This window comes from Bacillus infantis, assembly GCF_008180445.1.
GTDB classification, from domain to species: domain Bacteria; phylum Bacillota; class Bacilli; order Bacillales; family Cytobacillaceae; genus Bacillus_AB; species Bacillus_AB infantis_B.
Genome location: NZ_VTER01000006.1, coordinates 241,643 through 257,334, shown reverse-complemented (window position 1 = coordinate 257,334; position 15,692 = coordinate 241,643). Strand labels below are relative to the sequence as shown.

20 protein-coding genes and 1 riboswitch are annotated in these 15,692 nt (G+C 44.3%); of the genes, 8 read left to right on the top strand and 12 right to left on the bottom strand.

The genetic code is table 11. The features are described 5' to 3' along the window. Positions 1–38: 38 nt before the first annotated feature. From queE to queC, 3 genes are read right to left on the bottom strand one after another with little or no spacing between them, the layout of a single operon-like run. The gene (gene queE, locus FZD51_RS12595; protein ID WP_148975096.1) at positions 39–764 is read right to left on the bottom strand and encodes a 7-carboxy-7-deazaguanine synthase QueE; all 726 of its coding nucleotides are present in this window, start codon (positions 762–764) and stop codon (positions 39–41) included. Beyond that, positions 757–1,236 carry a 6-carboxytetrahydropterin synthase QueD gene (queD, locus tag FZD51_RS12590; protein WP_148975356.1) on the bottom strand — a complete coding sequence of 160 codons (480 nt, stop codon included), beginning with the start codon at positions 1,234–1,236 and terminating at the stop codon, positions 757–759. Before queD ends, queE begins: the two co-directional genes overlap by 8 nt. A 1-nt stretch (position 1,237) precedes the next feature. Further along, positions 1,238–1,894, bottom strand: coding sequence for a 7-cyano-7-deazaguanine synthase QueC (gene queC, locus FZD51_RS12585; RefSeq protein ID WP_148975095.1), 657 nt, complete (start codon positions 1,892–1,894; stop codon positions 1,238–1,240). Positions 1,895–1,944: 50 nt separating this feature from the next. Then, positions 1,945–1,987, bottom strand: a riboswitch (PreQ1 riboswitch). Between the two features lie 777 nt (positions 1,988–2,764). On the opposite strand from queC, the gene FZD51_RS12580 reads away from it, so the two are divergent. Continuing rightward, on the top strand, positions 2,765–3,550 hold the full coding sequence (locus tag FZD51_RS12580) for an HAD family hydrolase (RefSeq protein ID WP_148975094.1): 786 nt from the start codon (positions 2,765–2,767) through the stop codon (positions 3,548–3,550). Positions 3,551–3,565: 15 nt separating this feature from the next. Here FZD51_RS12580 and FZD51_RS12575 read toward each other — a convergent pair whose 3' ends face one another. The 6 genes from FZD51_RS12575 to FZD51_RS12550 all read right to left on the bottom strand — a co-directional run bounded on the left by FZD51_RS12575 (position 3,566) and on the right by FZD51_RS12550 (position 8,983). Beyond that, entirely contained in the window at positions 3,566–4,177 is a 612-nt protein-coding gene (locus tag FZD51_RS12575; protein WP_148975093.1) for a lysophospholipid acyltransferase family protein, read from the bottom strand. A 115-nt stretch (positions 4,178–4,292) separates the two neighbouring features. Continuing rightward, a complete protein-coding gene (locus FZD51_RS12570; protein ID WP_187445737.1) occupies positions 4,293–5,015 on the bottom strand; it encodes a CBS domain-containing protein in 723 nt (240 codons plus the stop codon). A 102-nt stretch (positions 5,016–5,117) separates the two neighbouring features. Next, entirely contained in the window at positions 5,118–6,041 is a 924-nt protein-coding gene (locus tag FZD51_RS12565; RefSeq protein WP_148975091.1) for a class F sortase, read from the bottom strand. 72 nt (positions 6,042–6,113) lie between these two features. Next, positions 6,114–7,457 carry a copper amine oxidase gene (locus tag FZD51_RS12560; protein ID WP_187445736.1) on the bottom strand — a complete coding sequence of 448 codons (1,344 nt, stop codon included), beginning with the start codon at positions 7,455–7,457 and terminating at the stop codon, positions 6,114–6,116. A gap of 237 nt (positions 7,458–7,694) precedes the next feature. Then, positions 7,695–8,426 carry an anti-sigma factor gene (locus FZD51_RS12555; protein WP_148975354.1) on the bottom strand — a complete coding sequence of 244 codons (732 nt, stop codon included), beginning with the start codon at positions 8,424–8,426 and terminating at the stop codon, positions 7,695–7,697. After that, positions 8,423–8,983, bottom strand: coding sequence for an RNA polymerase sigma factor (locus FZD51_RS12550; RefSeq protein WP_148975090.1), 561 nt, complete (start codon positions 8,981–8,983; stop codon positions 8,423–8,425). Before FZD51_RS12550 ends, FZD51_RS12555 begins: the two co-directional genes overlap by 4 nt. Positions 8,984–9,586: 603 nt before the next feature. On the opposite strand from FZD51_RS12550, the gene FZD51_RS12545 reads away from it, so the two are divergent. The 3 genes from FZD51_RS12545 to FZD51_RS12540 all read left to right on the top strand — a co-directional run bounded on the left by FZD51_RS12545 (position 9,587) and on the right by FZD51_RS12540 (position 11,307). Further along, on the top strand, positions 9,587–10,432 hold the full coding sequence (locus FZD51_RS12545) for a YitT family protein (RefSeq protein WP_420886250.1): 846 nt from the start codon (positions 9,587–9,589) through the stop codon (positions 10,430–10,432). A gap of 109 nt (positions 10,433–10,541) precedes the next feature. After that, positions 10,542–10,844: a hypothetical protein gene (locus tag FZD51_RS26600; RefSeq protein WP_262380902.1), complete on the top strand. Its 303-nt coding sequence runs from the start codon at positions 10,542–10,544 to the stop codon at positions 10,842–10,844. Next, positions 10,801–11,307, top strand: coding sequence for a CPBP family intramembrane glutamic endopeptidase (locus FZD51_RS12540; RefSeq protein ID WP_262380901.1), 507 nt, complete (start codon positions 10,801–10,803; stop codon positions 11,305–11,307). The genes FZD51_RS26600 and FZD51_RS12540 overlap by 44 nt, the downstream gene beginning before the upstream one ends. A 57-nt stretch (positions 11,308–11,364) precedes the next feature. On the opposite strand, the gene FZD51_RS12535 is transcribed toward FZD51_RS12540, so the two are convergent. After that, the gene (locus FZD51_RS12535) at positions 11,365–11,619 is read right to left on the bottom strand and encodes a hypothetical protein (RefSeq protein ID WP_148975088.1); all 255 of its coding nucleotides are present in this window, start codon (positions 11,617–11,619) and stop codon (positions 11,365–11,367) included. A gap of 100 nt (positions 11,620–11,719) precedes the next feature. Between FZD51_RS12535 and FZD51_RS12530 the strand changes: the two genes are divergently transcribed. Together FZD51_RS12530 and FZD51_RS12525 are read left to right on the top strand one after the other, a co-directional pair. Beyond that, on the top strand, positions 11,720–12,169 hold the full coding sequence (locus tag FZD51_RS12530; RefSeq protein ID WP_148975087.1) for a GNAT family N-acetyltransferase: 450 nt from the start codon (positions 11,720–11,722) through the stop codon (positions 12,167–12,169). A 79-nt stretch (positions 12,170–12,248) separates the two neighbouring features. Continuing rightward, positions 12,249–12,671 carry an organic hydroperoxide resistance protein gene (locus FZD51_RS12525; protein ID WP_009793666.1) on the top strand — a complete coding sequence of 141 codons (423 nt, stop codon included), beginning with the start codon at positions 12,249–12,251 and terminating at the stop codon, positions 12,669–12,671. A 44-nt stretch (positions 12,672–12,715) separates the two neighbouring features. Here the strand turns inward: FZD51_RS12525 and map are convergent, their stop codons facing one another. Then, complete coding sequence (map, locus tag FZD51_RS12520) at positions 12,716–13,462, bottom strand: type I methionyl aminopeptidase (RefSeq protein WP_148975086.1); 747 nt, start codon at positions 13,460–13,462, stop codon at positions 12,716–12,718. 467 nt (positions 13,463–13,929) lie between these two features. Here map and FZD51_RS12515 point away from each other — a divergent pair, with 467 nt between their 5' ends. Continuing rightward, complete coding sequence (locus FZD51_RS12515; RefSeq protein ID WP_148975085.1) at positions 13,930–14,145, top strand: methionine aminopeptidase; 216 nt, start codon at positions 13,930–13,932, stop codon at positions 14,143–14,145. A gap of 144 nt (positions 14,146–14,289) precedes the next feature. On the opposite strand, the gene FZD51_RS12510 is transcribed toward FZD51_RS12515, so the two are convergent. Further along, positions 14,290–14,613 (bottom strand): winged helix-turn-helix transcriptional regulator, encoded by a 324-nt coding sequence (locus FZD51_RS12510; protein WP_148975084.1) that lies wholly within the window; start codon positions 14,611–14,613, stop codon positions 14,290–14,292. Positions 14,614–14,760: 147 nt separating this feature from the next. Between FZD51_RS12510 and FZD51_RS12505 the strand changes: the two genes are divergently transcribed. Next, positions 14,761–15,612, top strand: a complete 852-nt coding sequence (locus tag FZD51_RS12505; protein ID WP_148975083.1) for a VOC family protein — start codon at positions 14,761–14,763, stop codon at positions 15,610–15,612. Positions 15,613–15,692 lie beyond the last annotated feature (80 nt).

The window sequence follows — 15,692 nt, the reverse complement described above, 5'->3', positions numbered from 1 at the left end:
ACTTCTAGCCCATCACGGCTGTCCTATAACCGCACCAATCATACCCCTCTCATATTCCCCCACACAAATGTATGCAGCTGGGGCAGAACCCGGACTTCTTTCATTTCATCGTCAAGCATAGCTTTTTCGATCAGCCAGCTGTATTTCTTCAGCTGTTCGCTCAGGAATTCGCCATTATTTGCAGCAGACAAATTTTCGTTGCCTGCCTGCAGGTAAAGTGGAATTCCTGGATATCGCTTCATTACCTTTTTGCTGTATTCAAAATCATTCTCGTCAAAAATAACCACCTTAAAGCTCACCTGGTGTGTAAAGCGGTCTGCCAGTCTTTTGAAAATATCATCAAGAATTTCGAAGTCTGTTATCATGCCTGAGCTTGGCGGCTTTGGTGAAATCGTCAGCTGATCTATGGAATAGAACCAGTCCTGCCAGCGGCTGCCCTGTGTTTCCAGGCAGAGTTTGATATTTTCTTTTTTTAGCAGGCTAATCAGTTTGTCGAGATTTTTAAGGAGAGCAGGATTGCCGCCTGAAATCGTGACGAATGAGAAGCCTTCTCCGCCGATTGCCTTAAGCTCATTCCAGATTTCTTCTGCATCCATTTGCCTGATCAGCTCCTTGCCTGTTCCATCCCAAGTGAAGGAAGAATCGCACCATGAGCATGAATAGTCACAGCCGGCGGTCCTGACGAACATTGTCTTCTGGCCGATGACCATCCCCTCACCCTGGATGGTAGGCCCGAAAATCTCCATGACTGGAATCTTACTCATTCTCCATCCACTCCCTCTTCGCCTCTGCATAGCTGGTCGGAGTTTCAAACAATCTCACAAATTCTACCCTTGCATCCTGCTGCGGCGAGTAATCCTTTTCCTTTAGGCAGGCAGACATTTGCTCATAAATCCAGACAACCATATTTTCGGCTGTGGTATTCATCGGAGGAAGCGTTTCATTCAAATATTTATGATCAAGATGGACTTCAATTTGTGTTTTCCATATTTCTTTAATATCTCCAAAGTCTATCAAAAGGCCAATTTCATCCACATACCCGCTGATTCCGAAAATTACCTTGTAGGTGTGTCCATGAAGGTTTTTACATTTGCCTTCATAGCAATGGAGATGGTGGGCAGCATCAAAAGTGAACTCCTTGCTCACTAATACTCTTTTTGTATGATATTTCAGCTGTTTTTGCTTTATATCTTCATTTATCTTCTGAAGCTTGTCGACGATCCGGAAGCCATACATATCAGACTCCCTGCCTTTCAGCAAGATAGTCTTCCAGTCCCCGCTTGCGCAGCCTGCAGGCAGGACATTCCCCGCAGCCGTCCGCAATGATGCCTTCATAGCAAGTCAGAGTCTGCTCTCTTACATAATCAAGCGCCCCCAGCTCGTCAGCCAGCTTCCATGTTTCCGCTTTATTCAGCCACATGAGCGGTGTGTGAATGACAAATTGACTGTCCATTGAAAGATTCAATGTGACATTAAGCGATTTTACAAACTGGTCGCGGCAGTCGGGATAGCCGCTGAAATCCGTTTCGCATACTCCTGTAATGATATGCTTCGCTGCAACCTGGCTGGCAAGCACACCTGCAAAAGATAAAAACAGCAGGTTCCGGCCTGGGACGAAGGTTGATGGAAGCTCACCTTCTTTCTCCTCTACCTTGATATCCTTCCTTGTCAAAGCGTTTGGCGCCAGCTGATTTAAAAGGCTCATGTCAAGGACATGATGCTTTATAGCTAGGTCAGCTGCAATTCTTCTGGCGCTATCCAGCTCGGCGATATGCCTTTGTCCATAATCGAAGGTGACTGCCTCCACCTCTTTAAAGTTATTCTTTGCCCAAAAAAGGCAGGTTGTGCTGTCCTGGCCGCCGCTGAATACGACGATTGCTTTTTCGTTTTTCACGTTTTTATCTCCTTTAACAGAAAAACAGCACCACTAAGAAAGCGGTGCTGTTTTCCTTAGTTTTTTTGAGAGGGTAGCTAGAACCTCTACCGTTTCAGGAACGGATTTTATACAGTTGTCGAAAATGACAGATTTCATTCTACCACAAATATATGTGTCTATGAAAGTTTGATTCTCTATTTTTAATGGCTTTGTTAAACATTGTTGTTGATTTTGGGCTGCATTTCAGCTGTGCTGAAATGCAGCCCAAAATCAACAAGGTACACTAACAGTCTTTTCAATAAGATGTTTGATGCCATCACAAGGTGGTATATAAATAGTGCAAGCCAAAATATTATAGGAGGGACTGGAAGCGATGTATCGCATAACAGCGACTTCAAGATTGGTATTTGGCGCTGCACAAGAGGAAACCTTTACAGACAGGTCAATTGGGACACTTGTCCTGAATCGATATACGTAAACATCGATTAGGCCCCGTTATCTGGTTTCCATGATCCTTTCGGAGGATTGAGAAAAAGCGCCTATTCAAGGAATTGGCGCTTTTTCTCGTTAACGGCCATTTTTCCGCTGATTTTATCTTTTACTCCCCTGCCTCCATTCTATGGGGGCCAGGCCAAAACTAATCAGGAGGACTGGTATCGATGATTCGGTTAACAGCGACTTCACGTTTATCGTTTGGCATTGAGGGAAAGACCCATTTTGCTTACCGGTCTAAGGGTCCGCAGTTTTATGGGCGCTATATGATTATCCGGTAAGGAGCAAAAAGCGCGGGCTGGAGCCTGCGCTTTTTGATGTCTGCCGGAATAATGGATTTCTCCCCTTATTTGTGCTAGAATCCCCATTAAATAACCAGCCACAAGGAGTATTGACATGACAGCTTATCAGATTATCTTTTTGGATATTGACGGCACCATCCTGCGTCCTGATGATACCATACAGGAATCGACCAGGCAGGCAGTCGCACAGGCAAAAGAAAAAGGCATCGAAGTGTTCCTTGCCACCGGCAGGCCCCTGCATGAAATAGCAGAAATCGGAAAAGAGCTGAACATTTCATCTTTTATCGGATATAATGGGGCATTTGCCATCCACAAAGGCAAAACGGTCCTGGATAAGCCGATGGACCGGCAAGTGATCAAAGAATATCTGCAAACGGCAAAAGAGCATAAGCATGAGGCTGTGCTTTATTCGAGTGAACAGAACTTATTGACCGATAAAGATGCCGGCAAGATGAAAGACTTCCTCGCTAAGTTTCATCTTAACAAAAACGCGCTGATTAAGCCTGAGCACTTCAATCAGATCCTTGGAATGACAGTACTCTCACTCAAAGAAGGTGAACAGCACCTTTATGAAAAGGATGGAATTCATCTTTCCCAGGTTAATGTTGATGGAATGCGTGACTGTTATGACGTGATCCGCGATACAGTCAATAAAGGTTATGCCCTGGAGGTCATTTTGAAAGAGCTTGGCATCCCCCGGGAGGCCTCTATCGCTTTTGGCGACGGGATGAATGATAAAGAAATGCTGAAATATGCCGGAATAGGAATCGCAATGGGTAATTCACATCCAGACCTGTTTGGGTATGCAGACAAAAAGACGACCGCTGTGACTGATTCTGGCATATTTAACGGGCTGAGAGAGCTTGGAATTGTAAATTGAATCTGCAGCCGGAAATCATTTCCGGCTGCTTATTTTATCAGATTTGAGCTCTTCTTCCAAAGCCAGCATCGTTTCAGAAAGCTGCACCGTGATTTTTGAAAGTTCATCTTTATCTTTTTTGCTGCTGCTCAGATCGATGGGCTGCCCGATTTTAAGCAGGATGGGCTTGCCTGACAGCAGTGCCTTGACGCTTTCAGGTCCATAAAAGGCAGCAGGCACGATCACCGTCTTTGCCATGCTTGCAATTGTGACAGCCCCCCTTTTCAGGGATGCCTCTTCGCTCGACCTTGTGCCTGATGGGAAAATCCCGACTGTCTTCCCTTTTCTCAGGAGCTGGAGAGGGATCTTCAAGGTGCTTGTGCCAGGGTTTTCCCTATTAACAGGAAAAGCATTTATGCTGGTTAGAAACCTGCCTGCCAAATTCTTCTCAAACAATTCTTTTTTGGCCATAAAGTGAATCTGCTCCGGGAAAACTCCTGCACCCAGTGCGACTACATCGACCCAGCTCCTGTGTGTACAGGCAATCACATACCCTTTTTCATCCGGCAGATTTTCCTTGCCTTCTATAATAAACTTCCCTCTTGATTTAAAAACCGTAATAGCCAGCCGGGCAAAAAAATTATACATCCTGCTGTCCCTCCCTTAATGACACGATTAATCATTATTTTAACACCAATTATTAGTATCTGGTACTAATTTTTACAAAAATAAAGAACGGGCTATTTAGGAGCCCGTTCTTTCCTCATTCAAATGAATCCACTTCAAGGAGATCCCAGGAAGTAATGAAGCCTTGCGGTTTTTCATTATATCCGCCATGCTCTGTAACAATGATCCCTTCCAGCTTTTCATTCTTTGCATGATGATCCTCGAACATATTTTCAATTTCAAAGATATCTGAATCTGCTGGAGCAAATGCGATTTGATGCTTGAATTTCTTGTTATAGAGTTCCTTGATTTTCACTTCTTTTAGGCTGACAGTATCCTCAGAGAAGTGCTCAGACATCCACTTGACGATTTCAGCTGAGGTAAGGAGCCAGCTGTATTCTTCTTTTTCGTTATAAATCGGGAATTGTGAATGCGAGAAACTATTGATGACAGAAAGCACATCTGAAAGCTTCCCTTCTTCATAAAAATAAAAGACCGGCTTGGCTGCTACCGAGATTGCAGTTTTAGGCTTTTCAAAATAATCGGCAATTTTTTCGATCTTTTCAACTGTTTCCAGATGAGGCTCTGCAATATAATAGCCAAGATCTATTTTTTCATGTACGATTGCGTTTCTCAGCTTGGCGAATTGGAAAAGATCAACCTCGTAACTTCTTACAAGTGAATGGCTTTTCCCCAAATCGACCAGCTTATGGAATTTGTCGGTGCGCGCGTTTTTAACTGATTGCTTTAATGCTTTGTGAATACGATTGAACGCGGCTTCAAAGCGCTCAGACAGGTTTTTCTCTGCTGTTTCTGCCATTATAATCTCTCCCAGGAATAAAATCTTTCGTTCATTTATTCCCTGATTCGCTGAAAAACTAACATCTGATAAGAAAGTATCAAGATATACACTGAATGGATACTATTTTGTGATAATCTCGGAAGGTTTAGATTCATTGCCGGATGAGCTGACTGCTGTAATATAGAAGGATGTTGCTTTTTCATTATCAATAACCAAACTCTTTCTTTCATGGGACGAAATACTGGCTGTATGGAAGAAGTATCCATTTTCTGTGCTGCTGTAAATGCGGTATCCGGAAATCTCACCGCTTCTGACTGCATGCCAGGTAAGCAGGCCCCCGCTTATTTTTACATGTTCAGGCGGTGGCGGTACTACCAAGGTTTCTGCTTTGTCTTCCTGTCCTGACTTAAGTACTGTGTAAACAACAAGCCTTTCTTCATGCGTGTTTGTTTTACGATTGTAAGTACCTGTGCACGTTATAAGGTTAAGCCTCCGTTCGTCTGAAGGACCAAACACTTCGCTGATGGGTGCGCGGTCATAAGGATAGCTTTTTAATTGCTGAACCTCAAACGTATAGCTTAGTCCATCCTGTGCTGTTACAATCACTGCATCCCCTTTTACAAGATCTTTTAAATAGAAAAAAACTGCGGGTCCTGCTTTACTGTCTACATGCCCAGCTATGACACTGCTTCCTTTTTCTCCAGGTTTTATTCCCGGTTCGAACCATCCGGCGGATTCGTTGTCATCAGGAACCCCCATTGCGCCATTCTCCAGGACGCCTGCCTTGCCGACCGGTGCCTCGATTCCCAGAGAAGGGATTTTTAATGATACGGGTACTATTCCTTTCAGATCCTTAATTTCCTTGGTTTCAGCTTTCTTTTCGACAATATGGAATTCTTCTTTAATCTCAGCCTTTTTTATAGACTGCTCCTGCTTTTGTTTAATAATCGGGGGATTCTCCAATTCATTGCTGTCCTTATTGCTAAAGCCTCCGATGATAAAACAGATCAGGCTGCCGGCAAGCAATACGGCCGGTTTTTTCATGGCTTCACCTCCCTGCCCTGCTGTTAAATCAAAACCGGGAAGAGACCAAAGCCCTTCCCAATTTTGCTGCAATTATTTTACTGCCTTTTTTCTGAGAGAATATACTCCTCCGGCTGCAAGCATCGCACCAAGTGCAATCCACAGAACCGAAGCTGAATCCACAGGACTGCTTGCTCCTCCGAAGCCTGTTTTAGGCATTGATTCCGGCATGGCTGTTCCTGCAAATTTCTCAGGCATCTGTGTGACAATTGCATTTCCCAGTACTTCCCCGATCGTGAACATAGCAGCAAATCCTTCACGGAAAGTTCCTGCAGACTCCTCATAATTGCCGGCTTTATATTGGTCAAAAGCCAAGAGGACCTGGTTTTCATGGGCTTTTACAGCCGCTTCAGCATCAGCTGCAGGAAGATTGCCGTCTGTTGCCGCACCGAGGAATCCGCCGAAATCTTTTGCAAATTTGTCAAGCAGTGCCCTGGCAGCTTCGGCAGCTTCTTTATCTCCTTCAAGCTCTGCTGCTGCAATTTTGCCCTGGGCATTAATGTGGTCAGTCTGCCAAACTTTTTCAAACTGCTGTGCACCAGCTTCACCGTAAATGCTGCCTATGGCCGCCTTGAAGTCTGCAGTGTTGGCATTTTCTGCCCAAGTGATGAAATCATAATCCTCTGACTGAGCGTATCCTTTTTCCATTCCCATGACTGCCAATGCAAAGTGTTCGGAAGCGAGGCTATTAAGGGCTGACCTCAAATCGGCCGCTGGCGTGTCAGAAGAAGAATTTGCAAACTTTTCCGGCATTTGAGCTGTGATGGCTGATGAAAGTGCTTTGCTGATGGAGAACATATGCTTGTACCCTTCACGGAAGCTTTTGTATGCTTCCTCGTATTCACCCTCAACATAATGATCAAAGGTTTGAATGACTTGGTCTTCGTGGAGGCTGACTGCTTTTGCAGCGGCTTCTGCCGGCAGCTTCCCTTCTGTTGCCTTGCGTAGGAAGGTGGAAAACTCTACAACAAATTCGTCCACTTCTTTTTCTGCTTCCTGTCTGGCAGCTTCATCATTATTCTTAGCTGCTTGCACGAAGGTGTCTGCATAGCCGTTATGTCCCCGGAAAATCCTTTCAAACTCAGCAGCTCCTTCCTCACCGTATATGGAGTCAATTGCCGGTGTCATGTCGAGTGCATTCTGGTCAAGCGCTTTTGTAAGTGCTTCCGCATCCTTGGCACCTTCAAATGATTTGGTCATGGACGAAACGGCAAGGATATAATGCTCTGATAAAAGCTGATCAAGCGTTGCCCTTAGATCGGCTGCTGGTGTTTTTACCGTTGGGGTCTGTTCTGCGGCAGATCCTGCAGAAGGGAATAAAAGTGAAAGCCCCAGTACAGGAATAATCATTTTTTTCAGGTTTTGTTTCAAATTCATGTGATGCACTCTCCTTTTCATAAGTTATTTTTTTGATTACATCTACTAAACGCAGCGGATTTTCTTTTGGATCACATTATAGAGACATTTTTTCATATTTTCTCAATATGAAAACATGCAGGAAGTTTTTATAGAGCCATTTACACTTCATTTCTATCTAAGAAGCCGGATGCTTCAACCTGCCCACCGGCATATAAAGAAAGCCGGCTCCCTATTCGGAAAGCCGGCCTTTTATTGCTATAATTCAGAGCTTAAGACGATCTGCCCCTCTGGCAGGGAGTTGCCTGCTCTTGGCTCCAATGTCACTGCTATGGTATCCCAGTTTTCACTCATGCTGTCTGCTGCTTGATAGAAGGCCGTACCTTCACTGGTGCTGTCTGGTTTAAATGAACCTGCTGGTACAGGATTGCCGCCTTTGATCAGCCACACCTGGTATACTTGTTCTCCCTCAGTCTGTTCTAGCCCGACTGCATTAACTATGACTTTTAAGCCATTACTTTCCTGTATGAGATAGGCTTCAGCATTGCCGTCAAAGTTTTCCCCAGGCTGAAGGGCAATAGAGGAGATTTTTTCTTCCGCCCTATGTTCAGGCTCTTTCTCGGAGAGCTTTATTAATGCATAGCCATTTCCAATGACAGATAGAAGGAGTGCCGCAGCTAATGCTGGCATTTGCCATTTTCTCTTCTGTTTTGCAGTCAGCCCTGCCGGCTCATCAACTTTATCTTCCTTAACTGCTGCCTGCTTTTCTTCACCTTGGAAAATTTCTTTAAATATACGGTCTTTCATGCCCTTTGGAGGCTGGACTTCCTCTGACAGGAAGGGAAGATGGCCGGATAGCATTTTCAGATCCTCCATTTCTGCCCTGCATTCTTCGCAAGTCAGCAGATGCTGTTCGAATGCCTGTTTTTCTTCCTGTGAGAGTGTGCCATTAAAGTAGTCAATTGATAGTTCGCAATAATCTTTGTTCATGCCTTCTCCCTCCCTTCAGCAGCATCAAGAAATTTTCGGAGATTCTTTAGTGCCAGCCTTGCCCTGCTTTTGACAGTTCCAAGTGGAATATTGCAGGATTCAGAAATTTTCTGCTGTGTGAAACCTTTAAAATAAATAAGATCAATAATCCCTTTTTGGTCTTCAGACAATTTTGAGACTGCACTATGTACCTTCATTCTTTCTTCTTTCCACTCTGTCTGCTCTTCCGCCGAGCTTTCCAGGCTGGCGGCCGGCTGAATTTCGTCAATAGGAACAGGACCCTTCTCCTTTTTCCGGATGATATCAATAGCTGTATTGCGCGCCATTGTAAACAGCCATGAACTGAATTTTCCTTTGTCTTCGGTATAATGTCCCTTGCCTCGCCAGATCTTTAAGAACACTTCTTGAAGGGCTTCCTCTGACAAATCTCTGTCTTCTGTCATTTTATATAAGAAAGAGAATAGGATTTTCTCGTATTTGTCATACAGATCCTCTAGTGCCTGCTTATCTTTTTGAAGTATCTTTTCATAAAGCAAGCTGTCATTGCTTCTGCTCATCGTATTCCTCCTTCTTTTCAGGTTAGCTCAATTATTATATCGGAAAGTGCTGTGCAGGAAGTAAATCCAATCTGCCCGCTTATGAAAAAATAACGAAAAGAAAAGGAATTTGGATCAGTTAAGATTATATTTTTTCATATTCCTGGCTTGGTCTTAAAAGGGTCATAATTTTTGCATATCTTCCCGCAGCAATGATCATGCGGCTGCAGGCCGCCTGCTTTTCCCCTTTTTAATAAGGCCCGGACTCTTTATCTTTGCTAACGGGATATAGAGGCGGGCAAGCAAATGAATACCTCCCTTATCCTTCTGTTAAGGATTTTCCCTTCCGGCTAAAAAGCCGGGCATTTTTGTGATTGGACTAGAAGATAAATAGTGTGAATATTACGCCAATGACGATATAATAAATGCAGGCGATTAGAATTCTATTTATTACTCTGCTGAAAGGTTTTAGGTTAAACACAATTGAATATACTGTTTAAGATATGAGTGTATAATCCTGCAGCCGGCAGTACTGTCAGCTGCCAGGCAAGAAAAGGAGGGATGCGGGTGACGGAATTGGAAATTGGACAGCAGGCAGTTCTATTGAGGGAATCACACCGGAAAATGACAAAAGGAAAAATTCTCAAACGAGCTCTCCTCATTACGATCGGGGCCATCCTTATGGGAGTCGGGCTGGAGATTTTCCTTGTTCCCAACCAGGTCATTGACGGAGGAATAGTCGGCATTTCAATCATGATGTCCCATCTTACAGGCGTTAAGCTCGGACTGATCATCTTCCTGCTCAATATCCCCTTTTTCTTTATCGGCTACAAGCAAATCGGAAAAACATTCGCAATTTCCACACTTTATGGTATTTTCATCCTTTCTATTACAACTGCCCTCCTTCATCCAGTGCCTGCTTTCACTCAGGATATCCTCCTGGCATCTGTATTTGGGGGAATCGTGCTTGGAATCGGTGTCGGCATTGTCATCCGGTACGGAGGCTCCCTTGATGGAAGTGAGGTTCTCGCCATACTGGCCAATAAGAGACTTCCATTTTCAGTTGGGGAAATTATTATGTTCATTAATCTGTTCATACTTGGAAGTGCAGGGTTTGTCTTTACATGGGACCGGGCTATGTATTCTCTCATTGCTTATTTTGTTGCTTTCAAAACCATTGATATTACAATTACGGGACTGGAAGAATCCAAATCAGTATGGGTCATCAGCGACAACTACAGGCAGATCGGGGATGCCATCAACAGCCGCCTTGGACGTGGAGTAACTTATCTTTCTGGAGAAGGCGCCTATTCCGGAGATGATAAAAAAGTGATATTTTGTGTCATTAACAGGCTGGAAGAAGCAAAGCTGAAAGAAATAGTAGAGGGGCTTGATCCTTCTGCTTTCCTTGCCGTCGGAGACATTGCCGAGGTTCGGGGAGGAAGATTCAAGAAGCAGGATATTCATTGAGGGTGTCCCGGGCAGGACAGCCTCATTTTTTTGTGTATTTTAAGAATAAATGAACGAATTCAGTTTTGAACCGTCTTATCTTTGTACTTATAAATTTTAAGAGGTGTTCATGATGACAGAATTCTATATCTTTTGGCTGGCTTCGGTATTTGGAGCCATACTTGTTATTCCTTATCATACTAAAATATTGCATGGCCACATCCAGGAAGCGGCAGAAAAGCAGCCGAAAAAGAAGCTGCCCCCCCTCCCGGTGCTTGCACTGATTGGTGCAGTGCAGACTGGAGTCCTCCTGGGGGCAGCCTCATTTACTGGCACCTATCTGGCTCCAAAGACAGATTTGCAATGGCCGCTGCTGGACTATTATTTATATGGCACGAGGATATCTTTTTCAATATGGCCTGTTGCTGCTTAGTATCCTTGGCGGTGCAGCATCCGCCTTGGCAATCCTGCTGCTGGACCGGATATTCAGCAAAAAGATGCCTCAGGCGGAAGCAAAAACACCGACAAGAAAACAAGCTTTTCTTGCTTCCTTTTACGGCGGAATAACGGAAGAAGTGCTGATGAGGCTGTTTCTGATGACATTGGTTGTCTATATGCTTTCATTCCTGTCCAGTGGAGGCTGGATCTACTGGACAGGAATAATTTTGGCTGCCTTCTTGTTCGGTGCAGGCCATCTACCGGCAAGCTATCAGATATACGGGAAATCACTCATCGTGACGCTGCGGACTATTCTCCTCAATATGGTGCCCGGCATCCTTTTTGGCTACTTATATTGGAAGTATGGGATCGAAATGGCCATGCTGTCCCATTTTTGTGCAGATATTGTCCTTCATGTCATCCTAGCCCCGCTTGCCGCAAATTCAAGGAAACAGTAAGGACCAGCGATTCCTGCAGCTGAACATAATTTCGATATGACAGCGGCTAAGATGTATTCAGATTTCATTATGCAGTATATACTCTTCCATCCAATCAGCAGACTTTCCTTCTGCAGCAAATCCAGCCGCATCCCGAAAACTTGGCGGGTATGGCCGACTTCGAATATGCCGGCAAACATGGTGGAGAACATCTTCATATATAAGGGCATTACCTTGCCTGAACCACTGTTCGACCGTTTCATTTCTAAAGCGGCATAATGGATAGCTGCTTTCTATTAACATTAGTATTTTAAAAACTTCTGTTTTTTCCATGCTTTCTCACCTGCTTTCTGCCTGATATCATCTTGGCAAATAATAGTGAAAGCTAAACAGAATTTATAATCATTTATAAACTGAAAAGAAAGGTGATAAGATGGCTGCTATTATAAAAATGCTGGAACAGCCTCCATTGGACTTGCTGCTGCTGGCAGATCCTTCTGCTGAAGCTGTCAGGGACTATGCAGCTAAGGGAATTTGCTGGGGAGCGTACGAGGGGGAAGATCTGGCAGGAAGCTGCATCCTTCTTCTCACCAGGCCAAAAACAGCAGAGATCATCAATTTGGCCGTATATGAACATGCCCAGAGCCGTGGAATTGGGACACAGCTGCTGAAGCATGCGATTAAATATACAGAGTCATCAGGATGCCTTACCCTGGAAATTGGAACAGGGAATTCAAGCGTACAGCAGCTTGGATTTTATCAGAAGCATGGTTTCCGGATAACAGGAATCGATTTTGATTATTTCACCAGACGTTATCCTGATGAAATCTGTGAAAATGGAATAGTCTGCCGGGACATGATCCGGCTCAGCCTGCACTTTTGAACCTCAATATGTTTCCCCGGTTTCGCTTTTCGTGAATAGGGAACAATATAGTGTAAGAAAATGGACAGGAGTGAGGAACATGGACAAATTGTACACAGCAAAAGCAACAGCTGAAGGCGGACGCAGCGGGAAGGTACGTACTGATGACGGCAATCTTGATTTTAACTTATCCATGCCAAAGTCTTTAGGCGGAAATGGAACAGAAAATGGAACCAATCCTGAGCAGCTTTTCGCAGCCGGATATGCCTCCTGCTTTGATGGTGCCTTAAATTTAGTAGCCCGGCAGGACCGCAAGAAAATTGAATCAAAGGTAACAGCTGAAGTGACGATCGGGAAAGAAAACGATGGCGGTCTTGCTCTTGCGGTGGTTCTGAATGCAGCAGTCAGCGGCGTATCCCTTGAGGAAGCGAAGGAGCTGACGGAAAAGGCACATGGTGTCTGCCCTTATTCCAGAGCCACAAGAGGCAATATAGAAGTTACTGTAAACACAGAAACCTATTAAGCGCGAAGAATCCCCCGGATGATCCGGGGGATTTTCCTATTCTTCTATAATGTAACAATGACCGGGCCTTCTTTGGTCACTATAAGGGTATGCTCGATTTGAGCGACAAAGCTTTTTTCTTCGGTAACGTATGTCCATCCATCACCAAGCTCCACTACTTCCTCAGCTGCTGTTGAAATGAACGGCTCAAACGCAATGACCATCCCCTCCCTGAGAAGCCCTGTATCCCATGAATCAAAATAATTAAGGACATGGTCAGGTTTTTCATGCAGTGAACGGCCGATTCCATGGCCAGTAAGGTTCATGATAACTGTAAATCCTTCATTGACAGCTGTCTGATGAACAGCTTTTCCTATTCCGTTCAGCTTTTTTCCCGGCCTGATTTTTTTAATACCGGCATCAAATGCGAGCTGGGCAGTCCTGCAAAGCTTTTTCAGTGTGTCATCAGCTTTGTCTCCTGCCACAAAAGAAAGGCCTGTATCGGCAAAATAGCCGTTCTTTGATCCCGAGACATCTATATTGACCAGATCACCGTCCTTGATGATGCGGCTGCCCGGTATCCCGTGAGCAACTTCTTCATTTACACTGATGCATGTGTAGCCGGGAAAGTCATATTCTCCCTTTGGACCGGATATGGCCCCGTATTGTTCGAAAAGCCTGCCGGCATGCTCATCAAGCTCTTTTGTAGTAATGCCAGGCACTGTCTTCTCAATCAGTTCATCCCGGATTTTTGCAACAATGCTGCCGATCTCCTTAATTCCATTAATATCTTCTTCAGTTTTCACTATCATTTTTGGTGTTTCCCTTCTCTTTAAAATCTCTATATAAGATTACCACAATTTTTTTCTAATCAAAAATCATTATGATCATGGTCTATCAGTGCTTGAGATTGTTTTGGACTCATTATTGCAAAACTATGTTTAATATGCATTTCAGCAAAGCCAAGAGCAAAGAAAAACGGCACCTGTAACAGGCTGCCGCATCTAACGTATTCAGGAAACCGAAATCCTAAAAAGAGGAGCCATGCTGGGTAAATAGCTCCTCCTATTAGGGATTATCAAGATTGGGTATCCAATCCCTATCAGCATACTACCTCCTTTTTCGGATTGAGGCAAAAATGAATGTGCTGACGAGTAATTTTTTATGAAAATACAAAAATCCCTTAACATATCTAAATATTCTGAATATAATATAGAAAAATAAGGTATAAAAACATGCAGCTGCTATAACAATATGTAAAGAAAAGGAGGTGAACAGCATGGGTCTTCTACAATCCTTCCAGGACTGGCTGGCTGCAAGGGAAGAAAACCGGATTGCCGGGCTGCGGGCGGTCGACAAATGCCCTGACTGCTTTGGCCGCGGGTTCAATGCGTTCCACGCAAATGAATATGTGTATTATACCAATTCACTTGAATGCCCTGGCTGCAGCGGAAGCGGGCTTTATTCAGCCTGGGAGGAAAACAGGCAGTTTTAGCGGTCTAGCTGAAATTGGGACAGGCATCGATATGCTTGGACCATGCTTTTCCTCTCTTCTGCTGAAGAATAGAAAACAGCCAATTGCTGAGATCTCTATGATTTATACTCCATTCAATAAAAGCCATGCGGTTAAGCATGGCTTTTATTCGCCCCCGGTTTCCTCTATCCAATTCTGAGACCATTGTTCAATTTCATAGAGTACTGGCTTGAGCGCCTCCCCTTTTTTAGTCAGCGAGTATTCTATCCTGACGGGTTTTTCCGGAAATACCTGCCGATGGACTACACCTTGCTTCTCCAGATCCTTCAGCCGCTCAGACAACACCCTGCCGCTTATAGAAATAGAAGATTCTAGAGTGCAGAATCTTTGCGGACCTTGTGAAAGCTGATATATGATCAGACCTGTCCACCTCTGGCTGAGTATGCTCATTGCCTTTTCAAACCTGGGGCAAATCTTTGAAGCGTTCATCTGAATTCACTCCTATAGCTACAGTATACATAAAATAAAACAATTATAAAATTTTTGCTTTTCGTATGGCATTCTCCTTGACTGAATGAAGTTATTTTCATACACTAACTTACATAAAGTAAGCAGATTACAAAAGGAGCTACTATTATGAAATTCCATGAAGCACCACTCACTTATGCTTCCCAAATAACACTCAAGGTCAGTGACCTTGAAAAATCGATTCATTTTTATAAAGAAATAATCGGGTTAAAAGTGCTGCGGGAGGATACAGGAAGTGCCGAACTTACTGCTGACGGTAAAACCGTTCTGATTGTACTGGTGCAGCCGCCAGCTATTGAACCAACGTCAGCCAGGTCTGCAGGCCTCTACCATTTCGCCCTCCTGCTCCCGGACCGTCCATCTCTCGGGTCAGCACTGGCACATCTGATCCAGACCGGCTGGCCATTGCAGGGTGCTTCCGACCATCTTGTCAGTGAAGCGATTTATCTGGCCGACCCTGACGGAAATGGGATTGAGATATACGCGGACAGGCCTTCAGAATCCTGGAGCTGGGAAGGCGGAATGGTCAGGATGGACACTGCTGCACTGCATGCCGGGCAGCTTCTTGCCCTGGAAGAAAAGATGATATGGAAAGGAATTCCGGGAGATACCATCATGGGCCATATTCATCTGCATGTGTCGGATCTGAAAGCAGCTGAAGAGTTTTATGTTAAGGGGCTGGGCTTCAATATTGCCGCTGAATATGGCGGGCAGGCTCTCTTTCTATCCACAGGGAACTATCATCATCATATTGGCATTAACACATGGAATGGGATTGGTGCTCCGCCGGCCAGGGAAAATGCTCCAGGAATGAAAGATTTTAAATTGCTCTATCCCGATACACAATCAATCTTAGCAGCAGCAGAAAGGATCAGGAAGCTGGGCCAAAATGCTGAAATTCAAGGAGAGCTGGTTTTAACTGCAGATCCTTCAGGGAATAGAATTATATTAACACTCTAATTAGGTTAAAAAAATGAAATAATACTGATAGCCTGCGTTTCTTTTTCACTCAGCTCTTATCCCGGAGATTAGGAGGAAGC